This is a genomic window from Hornefia butyriciproducens (assembly GCF_009695915.1).
GTDB classification, from domain to species: Bacteria; Bacillota; Clostridia; order Peptostreptococcales; family Anaerovoracaceae; genus Aminicella; species Aminicella butyriciproducens.
Map to the genome: position 1 here is coordinate 128,201 of NZ_VUMZ01000001.1, position 25,351 is coordinate 153,551.

Consider the following 25,351-nt stretch of genomic DNA (forward strand, 5'->3'; position numbering starts at 1 on the left):
CGCGCCGGATGCCGCAGTCGAACACGTCGGTCATCACACCCGCTGGTCGGCGGCAGTCTGATCCTCGTCGGTCATCACACTCGTCGGCCGGCGGCAGTCTGATCCTCGCCGCTCATCACGGCTAGCGGCGGTCGGCGGCCCAATACTCGCCGTCGCCGACTGTCCGATACTCGACATCAGGCGGTAATCAGCACTCAAGCCTCGACCTTATCTGCGGACAGAATCATTGGTCCGGAACTGCGCCACCATTCCGATGATGAACAAAATACCGGTCACTGCGGTGATAATCATGGTTTGCTGTGTCATAAAGTCATCGAACATGACCCGGTTCAGATTGCGCATCGTATCAAAAGGTTCCGTCGAAATATTCTTTGTCAGATCAGTAAGATTCATCACCATATATGTGCAGGGGATGCCCACCAGTGCCGCACCGATGGCAGCAGTAGAAACCGTGACCAGCGGATCCAGACATTTCACGGCCAGAATTCCCACGATTACAGCAATTACGGCAGTTACGAGAATCCGGTGTTCCGCGATATCTTCAGGAAGCCAGCGGATTAGTTGTGCAGCGGCTCCGAGGCCTGCAATCATTCCGCTGACAAAGACTCCCAGCGTCAGAACAAATCCGGACAGCAATGCGGCCACCAGACCGGCCAGTGCGCCGATAATCAGATTTTGAGAATCCGTCCCCGCATATCCGGTATAGACGCTAAACACAATAATGAAAGCCACAATAGAAATCGCCGGGCGAAACAGATCCCGTCCCTTGAACAGGATCAGAGCACCGATGACCACAAGAGCTGCAAGATATCCGAATAAAACTGTCATGAGTCTCTCCCTTTCTGCTCAGCGGCCTCCAGAGCGAACAGCGCGGCGCCGATCGCCCCGCACAGATCCGGAATTTCCGGAACAGAGATTTTTTCTCCCACAAGCGCCTCGAGACAGCCGACCACGCCGCGGTTTCTGGCGCCGCCGCCGGTCATCATATACCGTCCGCGGCCCTTCACACGATTCACAAGATTCATCGTCTTGGATGCCACCGATTTGTTCAGGCCGTGAACAATATCCGAAACAGCTTTATTGTCCGCAATAAGCGATACGACCTCCGACTCGGCGAAAACTGTACACATACTGGAAATTGTCAGATCCTCCTCCCAGCTGAGTCCCGCCCGGCCCATCCCGTCCAGATCGGTTTCAAGGACCTTTGCCATATTTTCCAGAAAGCGTCCGGTTCCTGCCGCACATTTGTCATTCATCGCAAAATTTGCCACATTTCCGCTGTCATCCAGCAGAATAACCTTGCTGTCCTGCCCGCCGATGTCGATAATGGTGCGAATCCCGGGAGCCAGATGCCATGCCCCCTTTGCGTGGCAGGTAATCTCTGTGATGCAGGCGTCTGCGAAGTCAATATTCTGGCGGCCGTATCCGGTAGCCACGATGACAGCAATCTCTTCCGCCGGAATCTGAAGGGCATCGAGGGCCTTCTGTGCGCCCCGCTGCGCTTTTGCGCCGGTGCGGACAATCGCATAGTCCACGAGTTTTCCCTGCCGATCCAGTACTGCCACATTTGTAGTGGTGGAACCGGAATCAATACCTGCGTAATATCTGCCTTCTCCTGTCACGATAGCCTCCTTTCCAATCCCCATGCTTTCCAGAAAACCGCCGATTCGCGTGGACAGCTGTCCCAGAGACTGCATGGTGAAGTCCGTTTCGATTTTAATAACGGGGACAGAAACGCTGCGCCGGATCATTTCATATTCGAATCCGTAATAATCGCAAAACTTGACTGTATGATATATGATACCTCTCAGATTTGGTGATTCCGTGATTTCTCTGCGTCGTTTTATATCCGCCATCCGCATACAGGGAATCTGGGCAAGAAGTTCTCCCGCATACCACTCCATCAGCGAATCCATATTCACATCCGCACCTGCCACAGAACCCTCAGCATATCTCGGGTCTGCATCCTGCCCGCCTGGAGCAGCGGCTCTATCCGGCGCGTATTTCGTATGCGCTCCATCCGTTGTATCTGCCGGTGCGTCCGGCGGCGGGCTCATGGAACGGCTGCTGTTGCAGGTAAAGTCCTCCAGCCGCATGGGAACTGCCTTTGAGAGGTTCTCAAACTGTCGGGTGCCCATCCGCGCTCCCATGACCGCGATAAAATCCCGGCTGACGTCTCTGTCTTCCCCTGTAAAGGCCCCGCGGAATCGTCTGTAATCAAAGGTTTTCCCGCTGTAAGTCTGATACTCCTGCGCAAGACGCATAAGTTCCTCCGCAAAGTGCCGTCTGGCACAGGCATCGTCGTTATGAGGCAGATCAAGCAGGAAACAGAAGTCCAGTTTGTCCTTCAGAATATCGGCTGCCCGGCGCATACTGTCGCAGCAGTCCACCAGCAGCAGTTCCCTGATGCCTTCACGGTGAACCTCTTCCAGCAGAGCCTTGATATGACTGCACATGTTCATATGTGTCAGATCCTGTGCATAATCAAAATTTTCCGCCTCCAGATTCAGCAGCCCGGTCTCCGCCCCAAAACCGGCCAGCAGCTCGGCCGGCGCGTATTTACATGTAAATCCGATCATCGCAAAGCCTCCAGTTGTTCCAGGAAGGCCCCCATACGCGTCATCATCTGACCATCCTGCACATTTCTCGTATCACATCCGTCTCCATCCAGCACCAGCGTAGGAAATCCGGCCTGCTCAAACGCCTCTTTCGCCATTGCCGAAGCTCCCAGCGTCTGCTTGCAGCCCCAGTGGCAGAAATAGACGATTCCGTCGATATCCATCTGCCGCGCCAGCTTCAACACCCTTCGGATCCGTCTCTCCGAAGGCCCGTTCAGGGAGTTCTGCAGCATCTGCCGTGCCAGCGATTCATACGGCTGCTCCGGATCCAGAACCGAATAATTATCAAATGTCACATCACAGCAGACCACTTCTGCATCTGCATGATATCGGAACATATCACTGATGGAATCCTGCCAGTAAGGCATCATATGCACCCACAGGATCCGCGAGCGCCGTTTCTCGCCGGGCTGCAGCAGCGGCAGACGGGCCAGCTGCTTCTTCAGCATTTCAGTATATTTAAGACCTTCCTCCGTACCCAGAAAGGGATGCAGAGCAAGCGCGTCCATCATGTGATATGTCATCCTGATGGATTCGTACCGCACCGACTTCAGCGACAGACAGCGGCGATAGTTCTCCAGCGTTTCTGATGCGCGAAGCATAGTTTTACGGAATTTTCCTTCGTCCAGAGCCCGTCCGCTGTGTTTTTCCACAAAATCCTTCATTCCGCGGAGCTGGTCGCTGAGATAACGGATGTTCCCGGCACTGCAGGCGTCCGGAACGTCCAGCACCAGATGCGGCACATCGAAATATTCTGCCAGGTACCGGAAAGACAACTGGTTGGCGTCGCAGACCATAGTGGTGTTCACGATCATACGGGGTCTCGGCAGCACTCCTGTTTCCGCCATGCCGATGAGCATTTTGTGATAGGAACAAAGAGTTTCCGGCACGCCGCATTCCTCAGCCTTCTCAAGAAAAACCCTGTCACAGCCGGAAGCCGTCATATAGCAGCTCAGACCTTCCGGCACCATCACAGGAATGCCCAGGGCTTCAAAGATTTCACAGGGCGTAAAAAGGCTGACGACCGCCGCCCTTCCGGGGCGGGCAATCGAATCCGCCATTTTTCTGTTACAGAACCCCATTACATATCTGCGTGCGGGGAGCAGATCTCCGCCGGAGGAAAAGCGCACTGCATCTCCATAGGCACGGAACACGAGGGCAAGCGTCCTGCGCGCTGCCACCGAATGCTCCGACCGAACAAGTTCTGTCATCTTCCCGCCGAATTTTCTCACAGTATCGTTCATCGAACCTCCTCCGGTCTTTCTTTCTTTGTAAGATCCGCAAACTCCGCGTTAACCAGAGCTGCAAGTTCATGGGGCGGAAGCTCCATCTGGAGACCGATTTTTCCTCCGCTGACACCGATCTCAGCGAACGACACCGCCGTTGCGTCAATTGCGGTGGGAAAAAGTTTCTTCATTCCCACCGGAGAGCATCCTCCTTTAATATAACCGGTAATTTTCGTGATGTCTTTTGCATGGATCATTTCCATGTTCTTCTCTCCGAAATGACGCGCCGCCTTTTTCAGATCCAGTTCCCGCGCCACCGGGATCACACAGACATAATGCTGCCTGCTGCGTCCCACAAGAACAAGCGTCTTGAAGCAGCGCTCCTCCTCGATTCCGGTTTCTCTCGCTGCGGTTACGCCGTCAACAAAGCCATGAGAGCCGTCATAGGTTCGAAGTTCATACGGGATCCCGTGTGCTTCCACCATGCGCACCGCGTTCGTCTTGATGTCCTTTTCCTTTTTCCCCATTTTCTTCCCTTCTGTGAAAAAGACTGCAACAGAGAACGTTGCAGCCTTTTGATTTCAATAGTTCTGTCCGTTAGCCCAGAAGTCCGTTTCCGAACAGCGGAGCGAATACGAGCGATACGATGGTCATCAGCTTGATCAGAATGTTGATGGACGGACCGGAAGTGTCTTTGAACGGATCTCCGACGGTATCGCCGACAACGGCTGCCTTGTGAGTATCAGAACCCTTGCCTCCGTAATTTCCTTCCTCGACATACTTCTTGGCGTTGTCCCATGCACCGCCCGCGTTTGCCATCATGATGGCCAGCAGCACGCCGGCGGCCAGCGCTCCGGCCAGCATTCCGCCCAGGGCGTCTGCGCCCAGAACGAAACCGACCAGGATCGGAGCGACAATCGCCATCAGACCCGGAACGATCATTTCCTTCAGTGCGGCTGTCGTTGAAATGTCAACACATTTTTTGTAATCCGGCTTGGATGTTCCGGCCATAATGCCTTCGTCCTCGTGGAACTGTCTTCTGACCTCCTCGATCATCTGATTCGCCGCTCTTCCTACCGAATTCATCGTCATCGCGGAGAAGATAAACGGCAGCATAGCGCCGATGAACAGTCCGATGATGACGATCGGGTGCAGAAGATCGATCGCCTTCAGCTGTGCAACAGACGCAAAGGAGACGAACAGTGCCAGCGCGGTGAGTGCCGCGGAACAGATAGCGAATCCTTTTCCGATCGCCGCCGTAGTGTTCCCAACAGAATCCAGTTTGTCTGTAATGTTTCTGACTCTCTCCGGCAGTTCGGACATTTCCGCAATTCCGCCGGCGTTATCAGAAACAGGGCCATATGCGTCTACCGCTACGGTAATTCCTGTAATGGACAGCATTCCGACTGCGGAAAGTGCAATTCCGTAAACGCCGGCAAAGCTGTATGCAATATAAATTCCAACTGCGATGCAGATAATCGGCCAGAGCGTGGACAGCATTCCAACGCCCAGTCCGCTGATAATCGTGGTAGCCGACCCGGTCTGGGACTGCTCCGCGATCTTCTTAACATGACGATAATCGGCTGAAGTATAGATTTCGGTAATCTTTCCGATTAAGACGCCGACAATAAGTCCGGCGATGATTGCGAAAGCATAGTTGTATCCGCCAAGCATCTGCTTGCTCAGGATCAGTGACGCGACGATTACGATCACGGCACTGATATAGGTCGCCATGTTCAGCGATTTTGCAGGGCTTGAGTTCTCGCTGCCTCTTACACAAAGAATCGCGACAACAGATGCGATGAGGCCAATCGCGGAAAGAATCAGCGGGAAGATGGCCGCCGTTCTCTCGTCAAACGCGCCGCTCACTTCTGCCTCGGAAACCGCGACTGCAGCCAGAGTGATAGCGGAAATAATGGAGCCTACATAGGACTCAAACAGGTCAGAACCCATTCCGGCAACGTCGCCTACGTTATCGCCTACGTTATCTGCGATAACCGCCGGATTTCTCGGATCATCCTCCGGAATTCCGGCCTCGACCTTTCCTACCAGGTCAGCGCCGACATCTGCGGCCTTAGTGTAGATACCGCCTCCGACTCTTCCGAACAGCGCCATGGAAGAAGCTCCGAATCCGAAACCTGTAATGCACTCCACGACTGTTGCAAGATTCAGCACGCAGAACACAACGGACAGACCCAGAAGTCCCAGTCCCGCAACACACAGACCCATAACGGATCCGGAACGGAACGCGATCTTCAGAGCCTTTGCGATGCCGGACTCCTCCGCCGCAGCAGCAGTCCTGACATTCCCCAATGTCGCAACATTCATTCCGAAGAATCCCGCGAGTACGGACAGCAGCGCGCCGATCAGGTACAGGATACCGGTAGTCGGGCTGATGAACAGACTCAGAAGAACACAGAGAACAACGATGACAACCGCCATGAACTTGTACTCTCTCTTCAGGAACGCAAACGCACCCTCACGGATGAATCCTGAGATTTCCTTCATCCTGTCGTTTCCATCTCCGCACTTTCTGATCCACGATGCAAGCCCGAAAGCCGTCACCAGTGCGATCACAGCGCAAATAGGAGCAACAAACTTCAACATATAATACCTCCCATTTTTACGCACATTAAGAGGTACTCAGCAGTACCTCTTAACACGCAGAAATATAAAATAAAATTTTAAACACATTCTTTCATGTTCTACGTACTCTATTTTCCAAGCGTCACAAGCGCCAGAGAAAGTACGATGAACACGACGGACATCACGATGGTAATCTTGTTCAGGATTCCCTGATATCCGCGGCCTCTCTTCTTGCCGAAAAGCTGCTCCGCACCGCCCGCGATTGAACCGGACAGCCCGTCGCTGTTCCCCTCCTGAAGCAATACGCTCAGAATCAGGATCACACTTACGATCGCAAGAACGACCATCATAGCAATGTACATATTCTAATTTCCCTCCTGGTCTGATTTAACTATTAAACAATATCATAGCAGACCGGAAAAATCAAGACTTTCATCAGCTAAATTGTGGCTGAATTAGGCAAATCACACGGATTGTCTAAAAAGCGGCTGCCTGAAAGGCCTCAGAAATTGATGATATCCATAAATTTCTGAGGAATCAGGCTGGCTCCTCCCACGAGAGCTCCGTCTATCTCGTCCATATTCATGATTTCCGTCGCGTTTTCCGGCTTGACACTGCCTCCGTACTGAATGATTACCCGGTCGCAGGTATCCTCGTCGTACAGTTCTTCGATGATACCGCGGATCACAGCGCACATCTCTCCCGCCTGCTCCGGCGTCGCGGTCTTTCCGGTTCCGATCGCCCAGATCGGTTCATACGCGATGACCATGGATGCGACCTTGTCTGCGCTGATGCCGGCAAGATCTGCCCGGATCTGTCCCTCTACGATTTCCTTTTCACTGCCGGCCTCTCTCTGCTCAAGATTCTCGCCGACGCAGAGGATAGGAACGATGTCACTCTCGTTCAGCAGCTTTTTCAGTTTCAGGTTGACCGTCTCATCCGTCTCGTTGAAGTACTGCCTTCTTTCCGAATGACCGATTACGCAGTAATCGACGCCGATCTCCTTCAGCATCGGAAGGGAGATTTCTCCGGTAAATGCTCCTTCGTCCTCGAAATGGACATTCTGTGCACCAACTCCGATACTCGTTCCGGCAAAAGCCTCTTTCAGCGTATCGAGCTGGGTAAACGGAGCACAGATCGCGGTTCTCACGTCGGTATCCTTATAAAGCGTCCTGAACTCTTCCGCGAATTCCTTCGCTTCTTTCTTTGTTTTAAACATCTTCCAGTTTCCCGCGATAAACGGAATTCTCATAGCCATAATTGATTACCTCCATTTGATGATAATTAGTGTCTGCCTGTTAAGTCCCCGTTGGAAAGTTTCCGCCGGACTTAACGGGCGCTGACGTCAGTTTATCGGCAGGCTGCCGAATACGCTCACCATCATCGGCATTTCAGGCATATCCGGCAGCTGAGCACGCATTAATTATGTCCGTCCTGCATACGGAAGACAGCCGGCACCGCGTATGCGGCGCCGGCGTCTCAGCAATGCAGTAAGATTATTTGTCCTGAATCACAGCAATTCCCGGAAGTGTTTTTCCCTCGAGGAACTCCAGCGAAGCGCCTCCGCCCGTGGAGATATGTGTCATCTTGTCCGCCAGGCCGAACTGCTCGACAGCCGCAGCAGAATCGCCTCCGCCGATGACGGTAATCGCATCACTGGCTGCCAGAGCCTCAGCGACCTTCTTTGTTCCCTCCGCGAAATTCGGCATCTCGAAAACGCCCATCGGTCCGTTCCAGACGACCGTCGCCGCCTTACCGATCTCCTCCGCGAAAAGCTCCGCCGATTTCGGTCCGATATCCATTCCCATCATATCCGCCGGCATTTTGTCGCGATCCACCGTAACGGTTTCCGCATCGTTCTCGAACGCCGCGGCACAGACTACATCCACCGGCAGGAGCATTTTCACCCCGGCCTCTTCCGCCTGCTTCATCAATTCGCCGGCAAGTTTTGTATTATCAGCATCCAGAATGGAGGTTCCGATTTCCAGCCCCATCGCTTTGTAAAAGGTGTACGCCATGCCGCCGCCGATGATCAGAGTGTCCACGCGGCTGATCAGATTCCGGATAACAGGAATTTTGTCGCCGACCTTGGCGCCTCCCATGATGGCCACAAAGGGTCTCTTCGGATCCTCTACCGCGCTTCCCAGAAACTTTACTTCCTTTTCAATCAGGAATCCGGAAACAGCCGGCAGGTAATCCGCGATTCCCGCGGTTGACGCATGCGCTCTGTGAGCCGTGCCGAAAGCTTCCTGTACAAAGACTTCCGCCAGTGACGCCAGTTCCTTCGCGAAAGCGGGGTCGTTCTCCGTCTCCTCTTTACGGAACCGGACATTTTCCAGGAGCATTACCTCTCCGGGCTTCAGTTCCTCTGCCATCTTTTTCACTTCATCGTCGACGACGGTCGGTGAAGATTTGAATTTCACTTCTTTCTTCAGATACTCAGACAATCTCTCCGCGACCGGCGCAAGGGTAAATTCCATCTTCGGCTCTCCCTTCGGCCGTCCCATGTGGGACATCAGTATCAGGGCAGCATCGTGCTCCAGAAGATACTCGATGGTGGGCAGCGCCGCCCGTATTCTCGTATCGTCGGTAATTCTGCCCTCCTGCATCGGCACATTGAAATCACAGCGTGCAATAACCTTTTTTCCTTTTACGTCGATATCCCGTATTGTCTTTTTCATAACCGTACTCCTTTTTCTTCTCCTTTAGTTTTTCGCTGACTGGTCAACCGAATACATATGCTTTATCAGCTCCAGCGTTTTGCAGGAATAGCCGTACTCGTTGTCGTAGTACGCGATCAGCTTGAAGAATTTGTCGTTCAGCTCGATTCCCTCTCTGGCATCGAAGATCGACGTGCAGGGGTCGCCGACAAAATCGCCGGAAACAACCTCGTCATCCACATATTCGATGACTCCGGCCAGTGTAGTCTCGGAAGCCTTCTTGACCGCCCGGCAGATGTCCTCATAGGATGCCGACTTCTTCAATACGATGTTCAGGTCGATGACTGAAACATCATTCGTGGGAACGCGGTAAGCGATTCCCGTCATTCTTCCCGCCAGCTCCGGGATCACCAGTCCGACCGCCTTGGCGGCCCCCGTCGTGGTCGGGATCACGTTCCCGAACACAGAACGTCCGGTTCTCCAGTCCTTCAGGGAGCGGGCATCTACGACCTTCTGCTTGGCCGTCGCCGCATGGATAGTGGACATCAGTCCCTGGTCGATGCCGAACTCGTCGTTCACGACCTTGCACAGCGGTGCAAGACAGTTAGTCGTGCAGGACGCGTTGGAGACCACGTTCATGTCGCTTGTGTACTGGTCGCTGTTGACGCGGTAGACAAAAGTCGGCGTGGTCTTGTCCTTCGCAGGTGCGGTAATAATAACCTTTTTCGCACCCGAGTCGATGTGGTCCTGCGCCTTCTCTGTGGTATTGTAGGCGCCTGTCGCCTCCACAATGTACTCCGCTCCGCAGCGATCCCACGGAATGTTCTTCGCTTCCGATTCGCTGTACACAGGGATCTTCTTGCCATCGATGATGATCCCTTCATCGTATTGCTCGAGTTTGCCGGGGAACCGTCCGAAGACGCTGTCATACTTGAGCATATATACCATATATTCGATATTCGCATTTCTCACATTAATCCCGCAAATGTCGATTTCCGGCATATCCTGCGCAGCCCTGATCACGACTCTCGCAATTCTTCCAAATCCGCTGATTCCTACCTTTGCTGCCATCTCTCTTTCTCCTTTCGGCACATAAAGTATTTGTTGATTCGTATTCTTTAAATATCCTTGCGATATTGAAAGCAATGTTAAGTTCAGTATCTTCTCCGCTTGGAGGAGGACAGAATTCCCATCCCCTCGCGGTATTTCGCCACAGTCCGGCGGGAAATCTCGATTCCTTTTTCCTTCAGCAGCGCCACCATATCCTGATCGCTGTACGGCTTCTTCGGGTCCTCGCCGTCAACGATCTCGCGGATGATGGACTTCACGCTGTTGGATGACAGTCCGCCTGCTCCGCCCGCCACCGGCACGCCGCTGGAGAAGAAGTACTTCAGTTCATACACCCCTCTGGGGCTCTGCATATATTTTCCGTTTATCGCCCGGCTGACCGTAGATTCATGAACGCCCAGTTCCTCTGCGATTTGCTTCAGCGTCAGCGTCCGGATAAACTTTTCACCCTTCTCGAAAAAATCCTCCTGATAATGGACAATCGCCGCTGCCACATTCATGATAGTCTGTTTTCTCTGTTCGATGCTCCGGATCAGCCACATGGCTGAATTGAAGCGGCTGGTCAGGTAATTGTTCAGATCCGCGTCCTGCTTCGCAGCGCCGGACAGTTTTTTATAGTAGGAGCTTACCATCAGACGGGGGATACTGGAATCATTGCTGGAAACCACATACTCTCCATCGATTTTCTCTACAATGATGTCCGGAATCACATAACGGGTGGATTCCCCGCTGTTGGCAAACTGCCGTCCCGGCTTGGGCTCCAGGCTCCGGATCAGATCCACCGCCTGCTGCACCTCCTCGCACCGGATTCCCACCGCCCTGGCAATCTTGGAAAGCCGGTTATCCGCGACATCGTTCAACATGTTCTCGATGATGTATTCCAGCTCGTCCGTCAGTTCTCCCCGGGACGCCAGCTGGATCTCCAGGCACTCGGCCAGGCTTCTGGCGCCGACTCCGGTAGGATCCATCTGATGCACATAGCCCAGAATCCGCTCGACCGTCTCCTCGTCGGTGTCCATCATCGTTGTGATTTCCTCCATGGAAAGCGTCAGATAGCCGTTCTCATCGATTCCTTCAATGATAAAACTGCAGATCTGCCGGTCCCGCCCGGTAAGTCTGCTGAAATTCAGCTGCTCCGTCAGATAATCCTGCAGGGTCTGTTCCGCCGACGTAAACTGCTCAAAAGTGTACTCCTCCCGATCCGAATGATTTTCCCATTGGCGGTCGTTCCCGTCATCGTAGTCATCTTCCGCAATCCGGTCGCGGATATCGATTTCCACCGGCGACTGCTCCGCGTCTCCGTCGTGATGGGCCTCTTCCAGAATCGGGTTTTCCAGAAGCTCATTCTGAACATAGTCAAACAGATCCATATTGCTGAGCTGCAGGATCTTGATTGCCTGAATCAGCTCCGGCGTCATCGACAGCTGCTGTTTCTGTTCTATTGTTAATTCATATCCAAGCTTCATTGTTTCCTCTGCCTGATTTCGTCATTCTTCTTTATGCAAATATTATACCATACCGGGGCGCTATTTCAACCCCGGAAAGCCTAACTGCCGCAGCGCCTCGAACAAAATTATGTTGGCAGAATTCGCCAGATTCAGCGATCGCAGACGAGTATTTTCGCTCATGGGAATCCGTATTGTCTGTTCTCTGTGCGACTCCAGCAATTCCCGCGGAAGCCCCCGGGTTTCTCTGCCGAACAAAAGCATATCCCCGTCGCGGTACGCGACCTCTGTATAGAGGGAACCGCCCCTTGTCGTCGCGAAAAACATCCTGTTCTCCCTGTACTCATCCATGAAGCTTTCGAGATCCGGATGCACCTGCAGTTTCACATACGGCCAGTAATCCAGTCCCGCTCTGCGCACAGCCCTGTCATCGATATGGAAACCCAGCGGTTCCACCAGATGCAGCACAGAATCCGTCGCCGCACAGGTCCGCGCGATATTACCTGTATTCGGCGGAATCTCCGGCTCTACGAAAACGATATGCAATGCCATGGCGTATTTTTTCCTCCTGTGTTTTCCTATGCTCCGGCCGGGTTCCCTTCCTGATTCTCTGAAGATATCCGACCGATATCATCATACTTGTTTTTTGACAAAAGATAAAGACAAAATTTTATATTTGTTATATAATGAACCGGAAAGCTACGTTATAGGAGGAATTATGAAAAAAATCAACATCGGAATTCTCGGACTGGGAACGGTCGGCGGCGGAACATACGACATCCTGAGAGACAACAGGGACGTCATTCGCAGACGGACCGGCGTTGACTATGAGGTGACCCGGATCCTGGAGATCAATCAGAAGGCAATCGAAGCGCACGGTGTGGATCCTTCCGTCGTGACGCAGAATGTGGATGATATTCTGTCCGCAGGCGATATCGACATCGTTGTGGAATCACTCGGCGGAATCGAGCCGTCCAGTTCCTGGATGCTGAAAGCGCTGGAAAACGGAAAAAATGTTGTAACTCCGAATAAGGCGGCGGTCGCCGCGAACTACGGCAAACTGAAAAAAGCCGCTGAGGACAGCGGAGTGCAGATTCGCATCGAGGCCTGTGTCGGCGGCGGAATCCCTGCTCTGACTGCGATTACAGAAGCGCTGGCGGGTAATGTCTTTACAGAGGTCATGGGAATTCTGAACGGAACAACCAATTATATTCTCACCAAGATGGGCGACGAAGGGCTCCCCTACGATGAGGTTCTGAAGGACGCACAGGCAAAAGGCTTCGCGGAAGCAGATCCCACTGCGGACGTAGAAGGGATCGATGTTGCCAACAAACTGTCGATTCTGATGGCACTGGCTTTTGACCAGTATGTACCGCCACAGGATATCCCGACTGTGGGAATTACCGGCGTCACGATGGACGATATCGCGGCCGCCCGCGATAGAGGATGCAAAATCAAACTTATCGCAAAGGCAGCGGTAGCCGGCGACGGCGGCCTCAGCTGCGAGATCCGTCCCATGGAGATCCCTCTGGATCATCCTCTGGCCGGCGTGAATAACGAGTTCAACGCCATCTATATCACCGGGAACGCCGTGGACGAGGTTATGTTCTACGGTAAAGGAGCCGGAGCGCTGCCCACCGGAAGCGCCATCGTCGGCGACATTATTTCCATCATGAGAACGGAGGCATTAAAATGAGTTTATACACTGACTGGAAAACCCTGCTGGAGAACCAGACAGACGACACCTTTGAAGCGTTCTGGGACGAGTACTGCAAGGCTGAAATGAAAATCTACTCCCATATTCTGGAGCACCATGACGAGCATCTGACGGGAGCCCTGGGTGAGTTATCCGAAAAATTCGAGGTTCGCCCGGTCATCTTTGAAGGATTTCTGGACGGCATAGAAAGCAGCCTGAAGAACGGTGACAACCTCGATATCGAGTCCATGACCGAGGACTCCGCCATCGACCTTGATGTCGATTTTGAGAAACTGTATTATAACATGTGGCAGGCCGACGCACCTCATCTCTACTCCCTGGAGGCCTGGTCCGGCGTCCTCGATGAAGACACGCGCAAAAGGATTTCAAAGGAATACAAAAAATCCAAAATCTACCACGCTCCGAAAAAGCCCGGCAGAAACGACCCCTGCCCCTGCGGCAGCGGCAAAAAATACAAAAATTGCTGCGGCCGCTAACGCTGGAGACCTAGCACAGCGACTGCAAGCCAAAGCGCTGCAGAGCTGTTGCAGGTCCCATGTCAGAACCGCAGCGCTTCAGTGCGTGGCGGTTTACGGCGCCCGACTGGCGAGCCGAAGGCGAAGACAGAGGCGATGTAGCGCCCATGCCAGAACCGCAGCACTTTAGTGCGTGGCGGTTTACGGCGGCGGCCGCTAACGCTGGAGACCTAGCACAGCGACTGCAAGCCAAAGCGCTGCAGAGCTGTTGCAGGTCCCATGTCAGAACCGCAGCGCTTCAGTGCGTGGCGGTTTACGGCGCCCGACTGGCGAGCCGAAGGCGAAGACAGAGGCGATGTAGCGCCCATGCCAGAACCGCAGCACTTTAGTGCGTGGCGGTTTACGGCGGCGGCCGCTAACGCTGGAGACCTAGCACAGCGACTGCAAGCCAAAGCGCTGCAGAGCTGTTGCAGGTCCCATGTCAGAACCGCAGCGCTTCAGTGCGTGGCGGTTTACGGCGCCCGACTGGCGAGCCGAAGGCAAAGACAGAGGCGATGTAGCGCCCATGCCAGAACCGCAGCACTTTAAGTGCGTGGCAGTTTACGGCGGCGGCCGCTAACGCTGGAGACCTAGCACAGCGACTGCAAGCTGAAGCGCCGCAGAGTTGATGCAGGTCCCATGCCAGAACCGCAGCGCTTCAGTGCGTGGCGGTTTACAGGTTCTGCTCGCAGAGCGCCGCAATACAGCATTCCTCACAATGCGGTTTCCTGGCAGTGCAGCAATTTCTTCCATGAAAAATCAGGCAGTGGTGAGTGTCCGTCCACCGGTTTTCCGGGATGGTCCTCATCAGTGCCTTTTCTGTGTCCAGCACATTTTTTTCGCGGACCAGACCGATACGGTTGCTGACCCGGAACACATGCGTGTCCACCGCAATCCTTTGTACCCCAAAAGCAACTGACTGCACCACATTGGCAGTCTTACGGCCCACGCCGGGAAGCGACACCAGCGCATCGTAATCATTGGGAACCCGGCCGCCGTACTCATCGCAGAGCTTTCGCGCCAAAGCAACGATGTTTTTCGACTTGGTTTTGTACATCCCGATGCGGCGGATATACTTCTCCACTTCTCCGGGCTCCGTCTCAGCCAGCGCCCGGGCGTCGGGATATGCCTGAAACAGCTCAGGCGTGACCTGATTTACACTCTTATCCGTGGTCTGTGCGGAAAGCACCGTTGCTACCAGAAGTTCAAACGGGTTCTGATGATGCAGCGCACACCCGGCATCCGGATATTCTGCCTCAAGCAGATCCAGAATCTTTGTTACTCTTTTCTTATCCATGCCCCCTATTATATTACCGGATGCACAAAAACGCAAGGAATCCCGCCCGGCGGCAGTTTGTGTCAGGCGCGGGAAACGCCGCACTTGGGGAAGCTCACGGTGCAGCACTAAGGGATCTCCCGGGCGTGACATCCGGGAGATCCTCATGTGCAGCGCAGCAGTCGGGAAACCCTCAGTTGCGGCAGCCTCCTTGACCGGGCCCTGTGATTCCCGTATAATATTCAGGGACGGAAGCACCGTCCACGCCCATCAGGTCCGGCAGAGATGCTCTGGCAGGGAATTGCAGGCGGAGAGGTTCCAGCGGGAACTTTCCGGAGGGAGCCTGATGCGCATATTCAATTTACGAATTACCGAGGAGTGACACATGTCAATCATTCAATATCTGGAGGATGAACAAAATAATAACCTGCCGTTATCCAGCAATCTTTTTTCCAAGCTTCAGGAGGATATTCTGACCGGCAAGCTGGAGGACGGTGAAAAGCTTACAGAGATCAAAATCTGCAATCAGTACGGTGTCAGCCGCACGCCGGTTCGGGAAGCTCTGCGGCAGCTGGAGGCAGACGGCCTGATTATGACCATCCCCAACCGGGGTGCCTTCGTAAAAGCTCTGACGGAGCAGGATATCCATGACATCTATGTGCTCCGTTCTCAGGGAGAGGTCACCGCGGTTCGCTGGGCAATTGAGCGGATAACAGAAAAGGAAATGTCCGAGCTGGACGAAACCTTTGCTTTCATGGAATTCTACACAATGAAAAACGACATTCCGAAAATGCTGAACATAAACATCGCATTTCATCAGATCATCTATCACGCCACTCACAACCGTATGATGCTCCAGCAGCTGTCGGCGTACCAGCTGTATCTTCGTCACTGCAATCCGTCAAACTATTATGCTCCGAATTACCTCCGGGATGTGCTCGCGGAGCACCGCGACATCTACGATGCCTTTGGCGACGGAGATCCGGAGGCCGGCGCGGCGGCGATGAAACGGCACATGGAAAACTCCGCCAAAAGGAAATTCAAATAGGCTCTTCCTTTAGGCCGGACCACCTAATCCGGTATTTTACGACAAAACAAACCGCGCCGCCGCGGTGCTCCGTCAATTCTGCAGTTTCAAAACTGTTATCCGGAGCACGCGGCTGGCGCGGCCTCTTTGTTCTGTACGTATTCAGTTAAGCTTCCTGTTCCGTATGGAAGGTGAGTCCGTTCTCGTCAGCATCCACTGTGACGCCGGTTCCGTCGTAGACGTCCCCGCGAATAATCATTTCCGCAAGCTGAGTCTCGATATGCTTCTGCAGATATCTCTTGACCGGTCTCGCACCATAGGCGGGCTCGTAGGCCTCGTCCGCGATTCTGCGCTTCGCGGCGTCCGTCAGCGTCAGGGTGATATCCCTCTCTGCCAGGCGGCTCTCCAGAGACTGCATGGAAAGCTCGATAATCTTCACGATCTGCTCCTCTGTCAGCGGGCTGAACACAATGATATCGTCAATACGGTTCAGAAACTCAGGACGGAAGTAGTTTTTCAGTTCTCCCTCCACCCGGTCTCTGACCTCAGGGTCGATACGCCCGTCCTGGGAAATATTGTCGATCAGCTCTGCGCTGCCGATGTTGGACGTCATGATGATAATCGTATTCTTGAAGTCCACCGTACGTCCCTGATTATCCGTCAGGCGGCCGTCGTCCAGAAGCTGCAGCAGAATGTTGAAGACATCCGGATGAGCCTTCTCAATCTCATCGAACAGAATAACGCTGTACGGTCTCCTGCGGACCGCCTCTGTCAGCTGTCCGCCCTCATCGTATCCAACATATCCCGGAGGCGCTCCCACCAGTCTGGAAACGGAGTGCTTCTCCATGTATTCGGACATATCGATACGAATCAGATTCTTTTCGCTGTCGAACAAAGCCTCTGACAGTGATTTCGCCAGCTCGGTCTTGCCGACACCGGTGGGCCCCAGGAAAATAAAGGAACCAATAGGCCGGTTTTCATTCTTCAACCCTGCTCTGGCGCGGAGGATGGCCTCCGCAACGGACTGGACTCCTTCGTCCTGGCCCACGACTCTTTTGTGCAGAATCTCAGGCAGACGCAGCAGCTTGTCCCGCTCGGTCTCCACCAGCTTCGCCACCGGAATACCGGTCCAGGAAGAAACCACCTCCGCGATTTCCTCTTCGCCGACCTCCTCCTTCAGCAGACGATTTTCCTCCGCCTCGTCTGATTTGGCCTTTTCCGCCTCGAGTTTCTTTTCCAGCGCGGGAAGATCTCCGTACTTCAGCTTCGCCAGCCGCTCCAAATCGTAATTACGCTCCGCCTCTTCCATCTGCTGACGGACGTTTTCAATCTCCTTCTTGGTTTCCTTCACAGCGGAAATAGCTTTCTTCTCGCCTTCCCACTGTGCCCGCATCGCAGAGTTTTCATCGTTCAGTTGCGCAAGTTCCTTCTCCAGTGCGGCAAGTCTCGCCCTGGAGGCTTTGTCGTCCTCCTTGCTCAGTGCCTGCCGTTCGATCTCCAGCTGCATAATCTTGCGGCTGATCTCATCCAGTTCAGCCGGCATGCTGTCGATCTCAGTACGTATCCGCGCCGCCGCCTCGTCCATCAGGTCGATGGCTTTGTCCGGCAGGAACCTGTCTGTAATATACCTGTCCGACAGTCTGGCACAGGCAATCAGCGCGTTATCCGTAATCCGGACTCCGTGATGAATTTCAAACCTTTCCTTCAGTCCACGCAGAATGGAAATCGTATCCTCTACGCTCGGCTGATCCACCAGCACCTTCTGGAACCGGCGCTCCAGCGCCGCGTCCTTTTCAATATACTTGCGATATTCGTCCAGCGTGGTCGCTCCGATGCAGTGCAGTTCTCCTCTTGCCAGTTTCGGCTTAAGCAGATTGCCTGCGTCCATAGAGCCTTCTGTCCGTCCGGCTCCGACTATATTATGGATCTCGTCGATGAACAGAAGAATCCGCCCTTCCGACTTCTCCACCTCGTTCAGCACGGCCTTCAGCCGTTCCTCGAACTCGCCCCGGAATTTGGCGCCCGCAATCAGCGCGCCCATATCCAGCGCGAAAATAGTTTTATCCTTCAGTCCCTCCGGAACATCGCCTTTCAGAATCCTTTGGGCAAGTCCCTCGACAACGGCAGTCTTGCCGACACCGGGCTCACCGATGAGCACCGGATTGTTCTTTGTACGGCGGGAAAGGATCTGAATGGTGTGACGGATCTCCGCATCCCTTCCGATTACCGGATCCAGCTTGCCCTGCCGGGCCATTTCCACCAGATCGCGGCCGTATTTCTCCAGAGCCTCATAATTCTCTTCCGGATTCTGGCTGGTGACCCGCTGATTTCCTCTCACCTTCGACAAAGCATCCAGGAACTTTTCCTTTGTAATCGAATACTTGCTGAACAGACGCGCCGACGGCGTTCCCTTCTCGGCAAGCAGAGCGAGATAGAGATGCTCCACACTGACGTATTCATCCTTCATCTGATCTGCCAGCTTCTCCGCATCAATAAACAGCTTGTTCAGCCGTCTGGACGCATAAACGTTGTCCGCATTCCCGGAAACCTTCGGAATCTTCTCCATCTCAGCCTCCAGATCGGCGATCATCGCCGTGGGATCCGCGCCCATATACTTCACAAGCTTGGGTATCAGCCCTTCCTTCTGCATCAGCAGGGCAAGGTGCAGATGCTCCCCGTCCAGGACCTGATGGCCCTCCGAAACGCCGATATTCTGGCATTCCACAACCGCGTTCTGCGCATTCTGTGTATATCTTTCAATGTTCATTGGTAAATTCACCCCCTCATGACTGACTGTATTAATCTCTGATGTTTATTCTATACCCTGTTTTTCAAAAAGTAAAGATAAAATTAGCACTCTTTTTGATAGAGTGCTAATAATTTTTTCGTAGCAGGCACATTCTTTCATCGGATTGTACGTCGTGGCGCCGCTGACAAAACGCCGGCAGCATCCGTTAAGTCTGACGGAACTTATTGTGAAGACGTCAGATTACAATCGTATTCAGCATCCACGACCAGATTCCGTTGATTGCCGGATCCAGAATCAGACTGGTGACGTTGAACAATATCAGCGCCAGCAGGATGTAAAATCCGTTCTGATAGACGATGGGATACCATCTGTATTTCTCCAGATCGAAGAGCTGCGTCAGGATCCCCCAGCCGTCCAGCGGCGGCACCGGAATCAGGTTGAAGATCATCAGTACCAGATTGATGAAAATTCCATATTGCACCATATTCAGAATCACATCTCCGGTAGTCGTGGAGAAAAACGCGCTGCCGGAATGCATGATGAGGCGCAGGACAAAGGCCAGCGCAACCGCGACAATGAAATTCATTGTTACGCCCGCGATGGAAACAAGAAACTCGTCCATTCTCCTATGTTTATAGTAACGCGGATCGATCTGCACAGGCTGTCCCCAGCCGAAGCCGGCGAAGAACAGGCACAGAAATCCTATCAGGTCGATGTGGGCCGCGGGGTTCAGCGTCAGCCTGCCCTGCGCCCTCGGCGTGGGATCGCCGCAGCGGTCCGACACGAGTCCGTGAGCGAACTCGTGAACCGTCAGCCCGATCACGATTCCCGGCAGCATCAGCAGCTGACGGTATACCCAGGAACCGAAATCGCTGAAATCGCCATTCAGGATATTCAGCACGATCATCGCCGCAATAACGATAAACAGCGGCATCATATCTCTTCTGTTCAAATAAATCTCCCTTTCGATAAAAGAAGTCTGCCGTCATGACAGACTTCTCTCCTCTGTATCAGTATCATATTGAGTCAGACCCGGCCGGCGCTCATGTCCGCAGTCTGCGGCCCGGCATCTTCGCATCACTGTCCCGGCACAGGTATATCCCGCAGTCTGCGGCTCAGTCCTCGTTGGTCAGCGCGGCCAGCGACTCCTTCAGCTCGTCGATCGTCTGATTGTGGGCGTCGATTTTCTCGATAATGTTCTTCAGATCCTCATCGCTCTCAATCTCTCCCGACTTGATTTTGTCGAAGAAAATCTTGCCGATCTTCTGCATCTCGATGTTGATCTCCTTCTTCTCACTGTTAATCTTGCCCTTCAGCTTGGATGTCTCCAGCGCATCGCTCGCTCTGTCACCCATCTGCTGCGCTGCATCCTTCAATGTGTCCAGAAACGCCATTTCATTACCTCCTACTGTCATAAAACCCTTATCTGCCGCAATTCGTCAAACCGGTTTCCTTTGTTTCAATAAATTTCTGCTTTGTCGCAAAGGACCTGCGCTCCAGCGCCGGCTCATAGCCGAAGTCCCCGACGGTAATATCCCTCGCTGCCGCCGCCACACGGATAATTTCCTCCGTGAGCCACGGGTTGCAGACCAGCATCGGTCCCAGCGTGTTCGTGAAGATGGAGTTTCCCCGGAGCACGCCCTCATTCCGGTCCTTTCCGGTATTTCCGTATCCGTACCGCAGGCGCCCGAAGGGCTTTTCCGAGACGATGTTAAGGTCTCCCATCTGGATCTGGTTGCCGATGATCTCCATCTTTTCGTTATTATACTCGCATTCAAACCAAATGTCATCACCGTAGACGGCTTTGTTTTCTGAAAACTGTGTGAAGATGATTCCGAGTCCCTCAGCCTCGCTGCCGTCACTGCGCAGAATCTGCTTCCCGAACAGACCTACCGACGTGCCGGTGACCAGCATGGGCCGTCCTCCGTCGACATATTCTCTGAGCCGCGCCTTGTATGGCAGAAGCCAGTCCCGAACCGCGGGGAAGGATGAGATCTCTCCCGGAGCACAAAAGATAACGTCATACTCCTCTGGAGCAAAAGATGCTGAAGTGAAATCTACCTTCTGAATTTCCGGCTCAAAGCCGGCCAGCTGTGCGAACCGCGCCAGCGCCAGCAGGTTTCCCCGTTCTCCGTGAAGAAACAGTGTATCCGGGAACAGCCACGCGATTTTGAAATTACTCATATACGGCACCCTCCTTTTTCAGGAACTTCTCCATATGCTCATAGGTATGAAGCCATGTGATCAGATAGATGTTATCCGTCTCCGCCTCCTCGATTTCACGAAAGATCACTTCGACGTCCTCAGAATCCTCAATGGTGATTTTCGCAGGATCCACGCCTTCATAGATAAAGCGGTTCGCCGTATCGTAGCAGACCGGATTAGAGAAACAGAAATATTTCTCCACATCGCTCTTCACCAGTTTGCTAAAATCACAGTCATAGGCATAGAAGGTGACCGCGTAGTGAGGAATCATATCCACGAGGGGACAGAGTCCCAGCGCCACCATCTTGCGGTTCGGATCCGCCGCCATGACATTGATGGAGGTCTGCAAGGTCTCCGGATTCTCCTGCTTGATACGCATATATTTAATGGTCTTTCCTTTGTAGTGCATGATCTCGAAGCGTCCGCCCACGTTCCGGAAGCCGGCAAAGGCCTTTGCCGCCGCTGACGGCTCGATTCCGCCGAACTCCTTCGCCACCGCAACCGCCGCACTGTAATTATACAGCATGTAGGGCGTGTCGTAAGGCATCGTAAAGTCTGCACCCGCCTCCCGGAAACTGCGGTTTTCGAAATCGACATCCTCCACGGTATAATCCGCCTGCGCAAGACTGCGATGACCGCAGTTACTGCAGTGGAACGCCCCGATTCCGTCCGTGTTATAATAGTCGAACACGATTTTATGATGGCATCTGGGACACGCCATGGTCACATAGCTTCCGCTCTTCCGGAATGCTTCGCTGTGTCTTGCCACGCCGAAGCTGACCACCTCCCGGGCGTCTTCATCGAAGGCACGGGCCCGCGGCTCCTCATTGTTCAGGAAAATCCGCAGATTCTGCCCCTTCACCGCCTCCTTCAGCTTACGATAAATAAAATCCGGGTCACCATTGCGCTGCACCTGATCTTTCTGCAGATTGGTAATCAGGAGATTGGCCGCCGGAAGCTGCCGGCGGATCACCGGCACGAACCTCTCATCCGTTTCAAAGATAAAATAGTCCGCCTTTACCCTCCCCGTCAGGCTGCTGGCCTTGATCAGAGCGGTACACACGCCGTAGATGAGATTAGCACCTTCCAGATTGGAGATCACCTTTTTCCCGTTCTCCCGGAAAATATGGTTGACCAGGTTGTTCGTCGTGGACTTTCCGTTGGTTCCCGTGATGAACAAAACGCGATCCGGATCGATTCCCTTAAAGTGGGCCACCATCTGCGGATCAATTTTCATCGCATGCTCTCCTGCGAAGTTGGAACCCCTGGATTTGTCGATCAGATTGATTAATCCGTTTACAATCTTGGCGAACCACAGTGCAATATAAAATCTCATTGAACAATCCTCCCTTCAAGACTAAAGGTTTTCCCCTCCGTAATTTCCACATCCACGAATTGGCCGATCAGATCGTTCTCTCCCTTGAAATTCACCAGCTTGAAACCATCCGTCCGTCCGGACAGCGCGCCGGGGTTCCGCTTGCTCGTTCCCTCCGCAAGAACGCGCTCCACCCTGCCTTTATACGCGCTGTTTTTTTCCGCGCTTATAGAGTCCACAAGCTCCACCAGCCGGTTGAACCTCCTATGCTTGACTTCCTCCGGAATCTGTTCCTGAAGCTCCGCCGCCGGCGTCCCGACACGGGGAGAGTACAAAAAGGTGAACGCGGAGTCATAGCGGACCTCCTCCACAAGACTCAGAGTCTCTTCAAACTGCTCGTCTGTTTCTCCCGGGAACCCGACGATGATATCCGTGGAGATGGTAATCTCCGGAACGGCTTCTCTCAGTTTCCGTATAATTTCCAGGTACTGCTCCCGATCGTAATGGCGGTTCATGCGTTTCATGATCTCGCTGCTGCCCGACTGCACCGGAAGATGGATGTTCTTGCAAAGCTTGTCGCAATCGGCGAACACCCGGATAAGATCATCAGACAGATCCTTGGGATGGGACGTCATAAACCGTATCCTCTCCAGTCCGTCGATTTCCGCAATACGCAGAATCAGATCCGCAAAACTGCAGACGCTGCCGTCCTCTGACTCTCCCCGGTAACTGTTCACATTCTGGCCCAGCAGCATCACTTCCCTCACACCGTCTGCCGCAAGCTCCCGGATCTCCTTCTCGATATCCTCAGGGCGACGGCTCCGCTCCCGGCCTCTCGTGTATGGAACAATACAGTAGGTGCAGAAATTGTTGCAGCCGTACATGATGTTGACCAGAGCCTTGCAGCGGTAGAGGCGGCGGGCAGGCATGCCTTCCACAATTTCTCCGCCGTCCTGCCAGATTTCAATCTCCCGGTCCTTCTGGCGGATAACGTTCTTCAGCAGCGTAGGGAAGCGATGAATATTATGCGTGCCGAAGACCAGATCCACCCACGGATATTTTGTCTTCAATGTATCGATAATGTGCTGCTGCTGCATCATGCAGCCGCAGACGCATACTACAAAGTCCGGGTCAGCCGTCTTCCTGCGTTTCAGCTGCCCAAGCGTGCCGAAAAAGCGTTTGTCCGCATTCTCCCGTACGCTGCAGGTGTTCAGAATCACCACCTGCGCCTCTTTTCTGTTCGGAACCGCTCTGTACCCCATCTCGTCCAGCAGGCCGGCCAGAATTTCCGAGTCGTGTTCGTTCATCTGACATCCGAATGTCGTTATGTGAAATGTCTTCTCCATATGCTCCCTTATATATGCATCTCGTTTTTCTTATCTCTGCCCATCAGAATTTCAACAGCTTCTCTGGCGTCGATTTTCTCGTTGATGCATTCATAGATGCACTCCGTAATCGGCATTTCAACGCCGACCCGTTTCGCCAGTTCATATGCTGCAATGGTCGTAAACATACCTTCCACCACCATGCCGACCTTCTTTGTCGCCTCGCTGGGCTTGACTCCCTCTCCGATCATTATTCCGCAGCGGCGGTTTCTGGAATGCATGCTGGTGCAGGTCACAATCAGGTCGCCGACGCCGGTCAGCCCCGCAAAAGTTTCCGGATCCGCACCCAGACTGACACCCAGACGCTTCATCTCCGTGATACCCCTGGTCATCAGCGCTGCCTTGGCGTTGTCGCCGAAGCCGATTCCGTCGGAGATTCCGGCACCCAGCGCGATGATATTCTTCAGGGCTCCGCCCAGTTCCACTCCGCAGACATCACTGTTAGTATAGACACGGAAACGGTCAGTCATGAACTCATCCTGAATGTATTCCGCAAGTTTCATATCCTTTGACGCTACCGCCACCGTCGTCGGCAGGAACCGCCCGACCTCCTCAGCGTGAGACGGCCCGGACAGTACCACATATTTCACATCCGGCTTCAGCAGCGTTGCGATTTCCGACATACGCATCAGCGTTCCCTGTTCGATTCCCTTGGCCACGTTGACCACCACCATGGAATCTTCAATCAGCGGGATCGCATGCTCGAATGCACTGCGGAAATGCTGGGCCGGCGCAGAGAACAAAACAATATCTGCTCCCTCCATAGCTTCCTCTGTGCTGCCGACTACCGCAAGGTTGTCGTTGAACGGAATTCCCGGAAGATATTTGACATTTTCCCGATGTTCCTTCATCTCTCTGATGTGTGCCTGGTCGACGTCACAGATCTTCACCTGATGTCCTTTATTGCTCAGCGTCAGCGCAAGGGCGGTCCCCCAGCTTCCTGCTCCGATGACAGCGATATTCTTCATTCCTCTCCACCTTTCTTTTTAAACCAGCTGATATTAACTTTATCTTCTTCGCCGTGAATAAGGCGAACGATATTGCTCCGATGCATGATCAGCACCAGAGCGGCCATTACGCAGCCTATATAGATAAACCCCGGCTCCATGTACCAGCACAGGAACGGGAACGCCACTGCTGCAAAGATCGAGCCGAAGGAAACCCTCCGTGTAAGTATCACAGCCAGAAGCACAATGCCCAGTTCCGCAAGAGCCAGTTCCCAGTTCAGCCCCAGCAGTACGCCGAAAGCCACTGCAACGCCCTTTCCTCCCTTGAATTTCAGGAGAACCGGGAACACGTGTCCCAGGAATGCCGCCAGCGCGCACCACATCGCTGCGGCCGGTGTCGCGATCCAGTATCCCAGCGCAACAGCCAGGATACCCTTTCCGATGTCCACCACCAGCGTGATCAGCGCGGCCCGCGCGCCCAGCACACGCAGCGTGTTGGTCGTACCGGCGTTGCCGCTTCCCTCCTTCTTGATATCAATTCCCCTCATTCTGGCCTGAATGGTGGACGGCGAAATATTTCCGAGGAAATATGCGATCGTCACCGCCAGAATAAATCTGTAATCTGCCATAGCT

General features: G+C 53.6%; 23 protein-coding genes. 3 read left to right on the plus strand and 20 right to left on the minus strand.

The window, feature by feature from the left end:
* Positions 1 to 207: 207 nt before the first annotated feature.
* The 11 genes from FYJ64_RS00565 to trmL form a co-directional block, all read right to left on the minus strand.
* Positions 208 to 828: a TM7S3/TM198-like domain-containing protein gene (locus tag FYJ64_RS00565; protein ID WP_154573307.1), complete on the minus strand. Its 621-nt coding sequence runs from the start codon at positions 826 to 828 to the stop codon at positions 208 to 210.
* Positions 825 to 2,579 carry an acyl-CoA dehydratase activase gene (locus FYJ64_RS00570; RefSeq protein ID WP_154573308.1) on the minus strand — a complete coding sequence of 585 codons (1,755 nt, stop codon included), beginning with the start codon at positions 2,577 to 2,579 and terminating at the stop codon, positions 825 to 827. Before FYJ64_RS00570 ends, FYJ64_RS00565 begins: the two co-directional genes overlap by 4 nt.
* The gene (locus tag FYJ64_RS00575) at positions 2,576 to 3,862 is read right to left on the minus strand and encodes a 2-hydroxyacyl-CoA dehydratase subunit D (protein WP_154573309.1); all 1,287 of its coding nucleotides are present in this window, start codon (positions 3,860 to 3,862) and stop codon (positions 2,576 to 2,578) included. The genes FYJ64_RS00570 and FYJ64_RS00575 overlap by 4 nt, the downstream gene beginning before the upstream one ends.
* Positions 3,859 to 4,371: a Cys-tRNA(Pro) deacylase gene (ybaK, locus tag FYJ64_RS00580; RefSeq protein ID WP_154573310.1), complete on the minus strand. Its 513-nt coding sequence runs from the start codon at positions 4,369 to 4,371 to the stop codon at positions 3,859 to 3,861. Before ybaK ends, FYJ64_RS00575 begins: the two co-directional genes overlap by 4 nt.
* A 70-nt stretch (positions 4,372 to 4,441) precedes the next feature.
* Positions 4,442 to 6,451 carry a sodium-translocating pyrophosphatase gene (locus tag FYJ64_RS00585; RefSeq protein ID WP_154573311.1) on the minus strand — a complete coding sequence of 670 codons (2,010 nt, stop codon included), beginning with the start codon at positions 6,449 to 6,451 and terminating at the stop codon, positions 4,442 to 4,444.
* A gap of 107 nt (positions 6,452 to 6,558) precedes the next feature.
* Positions 6,559 to 6,792: a preprotein translocase subunit SecG gene (gene secG / locus FYJ64_RS00590; protein ID WP_075711687.1), complete on the minus strand. Its 234-nt coding sequence runs from the start codon at positions 6,790 to 6,792 to the stop codon at positions 6,559 to 6,561.
* Positions 6,793 to 6,932: 140 nt separating this feature from the next.
* A complete protein-coding gene (gene tpiA, locus FYJ64_RS00595) occupies positions 6,933 to 7,682 on the minus strand; it encodes a triose-phosphate isomerase (RefSeq protein WP_154573631.1) in 750 nt (249 codons plus the stop codon).
* Positions 7,683 to 7,926: 244 nt separating this feature from the next.
* Positions 7,927 to 9,111 (minus strand): phosphoglycerate kinase, encoded by a 1,185-nt coding sequence (locus tag FYJ64_RS00600; protein WP_154573312.1) that lies wholly within the window; start codon positions 9,109 to 9,111, stop codon positions 7,927 to 7,929.
* A 24-nt stretch (positions 9,112 to 9,135) separates the two neighbouring features.
* On the minus strand, positions 9,136 to 10,161 hold the full coding sequence (gap, locus tag FYJ64_RS00605; RefSeq protein WP_075711685.1) for a type I glyceraldehyde-3-phosphate dehydrogenase: 1,026 nt from the start codon (positions 10,159 to 10,161) through the stop codon (positions 9,136 to 9,138).
* A gap of 83 nt (positions 10,162 to 10,244) precedes the next feature.
* On the minus strand, positions 10,245 to 11,624 hold the full coding sequence (gene rpoN, locus FYJ64_RS00610) for an RNA polymerase factor sigma-54 (RefSeq protein WP_154573313.1): 1,380 nt from the start codon (positions 11,622 to 11,624) through the stop codon (positions 10,245 to 10,247).
* A gap of 60 nt (positions 11,625 to 11,684) precedes the next feature.
* Positions 11,685 to 12,155, minus strand: a complete 471-nt coding sequence (gene trmL, locus FYJ64_RS00615) for a tRNA (uridine(34)/cytosine(34)/5-carboxymethylaminomethyluridine(34)-2'-O)-methyltransferase TrmL (protein WP_154573314.1) — start codon at positions 12,153 to 12,155, stop codon at positions 11,685 to 11,687.
* Between the two features lie 166 nt (positions 12,156 to 12,321).
* Here trmL and FYJ64_RS00620 point away from each other — a divergent pair, with 166 nt between their 5' ends.
* Both FYJ64_RS00620 and FYJ64_RS00625 read left to right on the plus strand, forming a co-directional pair.
* Positions 12,322 to 13,299: a homoserine dehydrogenase gene (locus FYJ64_RS00620; protein ID WP_154573315.1), complete on the plus strand. Its 978-nt coding sequence runs from the start codon at positions 12,322 to 12,324 to the stop codon at positions 13,297 to 13,299.
* Positions 13,296 to 13,796 carry an SEC-C metal-binding domain-containing protein gene (locus FYJ64_RS00625; protein WP_154573316.1) on the plus strand — a complete coding sequence of 167 codons (501 nt, stop codon included), beginning with the start codon at positions 13,296 to 13,298 and terminating at the stop codon, positions 13,794 to 13,796. Before FYJ64_RS00620 ends, FYJ64_RS00625 begins: the two co-directional genes overlap by 4 nt.
* Before the next feature lie 691 nt (positions 13,797 to 14,487).
* Here FYJ64_RS00625 and nth read toward each other — a convergent pair.
* The gene (nth, locus tag FYJ64_RS00630; RefSeq protein ID WP_154573317.1) at positions 14,488 to 15,111 is read right to left on the minus strand and encodes an endonuclease III; all 624 of its coding nucleotides are present in this window, start codon (positions 15,109 to 15,111) and stop codon (positions 14,488 to 14,490) included.
* A gap of 364 nt (positions 15,112 to 15,475) precedes the next feature.
* Between nth and FYJ64_RS00635 the strand changes: the two genes are divergently transcribed.
* Entirely contained in the window at positions 15,476 to 16,138 is a 663-nt protein-coding gene (locus tag FYJ64_RS00635) for a GntR family transcriptional regulator (protein WP_154573318.1), read from the plus strand.
* 145 nt (positions 16,139 to 16,283) lie between these two features.
* Here FYJ64_RS00635 and clpB read toward each other — a convergent pair whose 3' ends face one another.
* The 8 genes from clpB to plsY form a co-directional block, all read right to left on the minus strand.
* Positions 16,284 to 18,884 (minus strand): ATP-dependent chaperone ClpB, encoded by a 2,601-nt coding sequence (gene clpB / locus FYJ64_RS00640; protein WP_154573319.1) that lies wholly within the window; start codon positions 18,882 to 18,884, stop codon positions 16,284 to 16,286.
* 217 nt (positions 18,885 to 19,101) lie between these two features.
* A complete protein-coding gene (locus FYJ64_RS00645; protein WP_154573320.1) occupies positions 19,102 to 19,818 on the minus strand; it encodes a site-2 protease family protein in 717 nt (238 codons plus the stop codon).
* Positions 19,819 to 19,981: 163 nt separating this feature from the next.
* Positions 19,982 to 20,281, minus strand: a complete 300-nt coding sequence (locus FYJ64_RS00650; protein WP_154573321.1) for a hypothetical protein — start codon at positions 20,279 to 20,281, stop codon at positions 19,982 to 19,984.
* Positions 20,282 to 20,288: 7 nt separating this feature from the next.
* Positions 20,289 to 21,050: a type 1 glutamine amidotransferase gene (locus FYJ64_RS00655; RefSeq protein ID WP_154573322.1), complete on the minus strand. Its 762-nt coding sequence runs from the start codon at positions 21,048 to 21,050 to the stop codon at positions 20,289 to 20,291.
* Positions 21,043 to 22,407, minus strand: coding sequence for a Mur ligase family protein (locus FYJ64_RS00660; protein WP_154573323.1), 1,365 nt, complete (start codon positions 22,405 to 22,407; stop codon positions 21,043 to 21,045). Before FYJ64_RS00660 ends, FYJ64_RS00655 begins: the two co-directional genes overlap by 8 nt.
* A complete protein-coding gene (gene miaB, locus FYJ64_RS00665; protein ID WP_154573324.1) occupies positions 22,404 to 23,732 on the minus strand; it encodes a tRNA (N6-isopentenyl adenosine(37)-C2)-methylthiotransferase MiaB in 1,329 nt (442 codons plus the stop codon). The genes FYJ64_RS00660 and miaB overlap by 4 nt, the downstream gene beginning before the upstream one ends.
* Positions 23,733 to 23,740: 8 nt before the next feature.
* Positions 23,741 to 24,739 carry an NAD(P)H-dependent glycerol-3-phosphate dehydrogenase gene (locus FYJ64_RS00670; RefSeq protein WP_154573325.1) on the minus strand — a complete coding sequence of 333 codons (999 nt, stop codon included), beginning with the start codon at positions 24,737 to 24,739 and terminating at the stop codon, positions 23,741 to 23,743.
* On the minus strand, positions 24,736 to 25,347 hold the full coding sequence (plsY, locus tag FYJ64_RS00675; protein ID WP_154573326.1) for a glycerol-3-phosphate 1-O-acyltransferase PlsY: 612 nt from the start codon (positions 25,345 to 25,347) through the stop codon (positions 24,736 to 24,738). The genes FYJ64_RS00670 and plsY overlap by 4 nt, the downstream gene beginning before the upstream one ends.
* Positions 25,348 to 25,351: the final 4 nt, after the last annotated feature.

Coding starts and splice junctions, on each gene's coding strand:
- FYJ64_RS00565 (WP_154573307.1), bottom strand. CDS start 828: ATGACAGTTTTATTCGGATATCTTGCAGCTCTTGTGGTCATCGGTGCT.
- FYJ64_RS00570 (WP_154573308.1), bottom strand. CDS start 2,579: ATGATCGGATTTACATGTAAATACGCGCCGGCCGAGCTGCTGGCCGGT.
- FYJ64_RS00575 (WP_154573309.1), bottom strand. CDS start 3,862: ATGAACGATACTGTGAGAAAATTCGGCGGGAAGATGACAGAACTTGTT.
- ybaK (WP_154573310.1), bottom strand. CDS start 4,371: ATGGGGAAAAAGGAAAAGGACATCAAGACGAACGCGGTGCGCATGGTG.
- FYJ64_RS00585 (WP_154573311.1), bottom strand. CDS start 6,451: ATGTTGAAGTTTGTTGCTCCTATTTGCGCTGTGATCGCACTGGTGACG.
- secG (WP_075711687.1), bottom strand. CDS start 6,792: ATGTACATTGCTATGATGGTCGTTCTTGCGATCGTAAGTGTGATCCTG.
- tpiA (WP_154573631.1), bottom strand. CDS start 7,682: ATGAGAATTCCGTTTATCGCGGGAAACTGGAAGATGTTTAAAACAAAG.
- FYJ64_RS00600 (WP_154573312.1), bottom strand. CDS start 9,111: ATGAAAAAGACAATACGGGATATCGACGTAAAAGGAAAAAAGGTTATT.
- gap (WP_075711685.1), bottom strand. CDS start 10,161: ATGGCAGCAAAGGTAGGAATCAGCGGATTTGGAAGAATTGCGAGAGTC.
- rpoN (WP_154573313.1), bottom strand. CDS start 11,624: ATGAAGCTTGGATATGAATTAACAATAGAACAGAAACAGCAGCTGTCG.
- trmL (WP_154573314.1), bottom strand. CDS start 12,155: ATGGCATTGCATATCGTTTTCGTAGAGCCGGAGATTCCGCCGAATACA.
- FYJ64_RS00620 (WP_154573315.1), top strand. CDS start 12,322: ATGAAAAAAATCAACATCGGAATTCTCGGACTGGGAACGGTCGGCGGC.
- FYJ64_RS00625 (WP_154573316.1), top strand. CDS start 13,296: ATGAGTTTATACACTGACTGGAAAACCCTGCTGGAGAACCAGACAGAC.
- nth (WP_154573317.1), bottom strand. CDS start 15,111: ATGGATAAGAAAAGAGTAACAAAGATTCTGGATCTGCTTGAGGCAGAA.
- FYJ64_RS00635 (WP_154573318.1), top strand. CDS start 15,476: ATGTCAATCATTCAATATCTGGAGGATGAACAAAATAATAACCTGCCG.
- clpB (WP_154573319.1), bottom strand. CDS start 18,884: ATGAACATTGAAAGATATACACAGAATGCGCAGAACGCGGTTGTGGAA.
- FYJ64_RS00650 (WP_154573321.1), bottom strand. CDS start 20,281: ATGACAGTAGGAGGTAATGAAATGGCGTTTCTGGACACATTGAAGGAT.
- FYJ64_RS00655 (WP_154573322.1), bottom strand. CDS start 21,050: ATGAGTAATTTCAAAATCGCGTGGCTGTTCCCGGATACACTGTTTCTT.
- FYJ64_RS00660 (WP_154573323.1), bottom strand. CDS start 22,407: ATGAGATTTTATATTGCACTGTGGTTCGCCAAGATTGTAAACGGATTA.
- miaB (WP_154573324.1), bottom strand. CDS start 23,732: ATGGAGAAGACATTTCACATAACGACATTCGGATGTCAGATGAACGAA.
- FYJ64_RS00670 (WP_154573325.1), bottom strand. CDS start 24,739: ATGAAGAATATCGCTGTCATCGGAGCAGGAAGCTGGGGGACCGCCCTT.
- plsY (WP_154573326.1), bottom strand. CDS start 25,347: ATGGCAGATTACAGATTTATTCTGGCGGTGACGATCGCATATTTCCTC.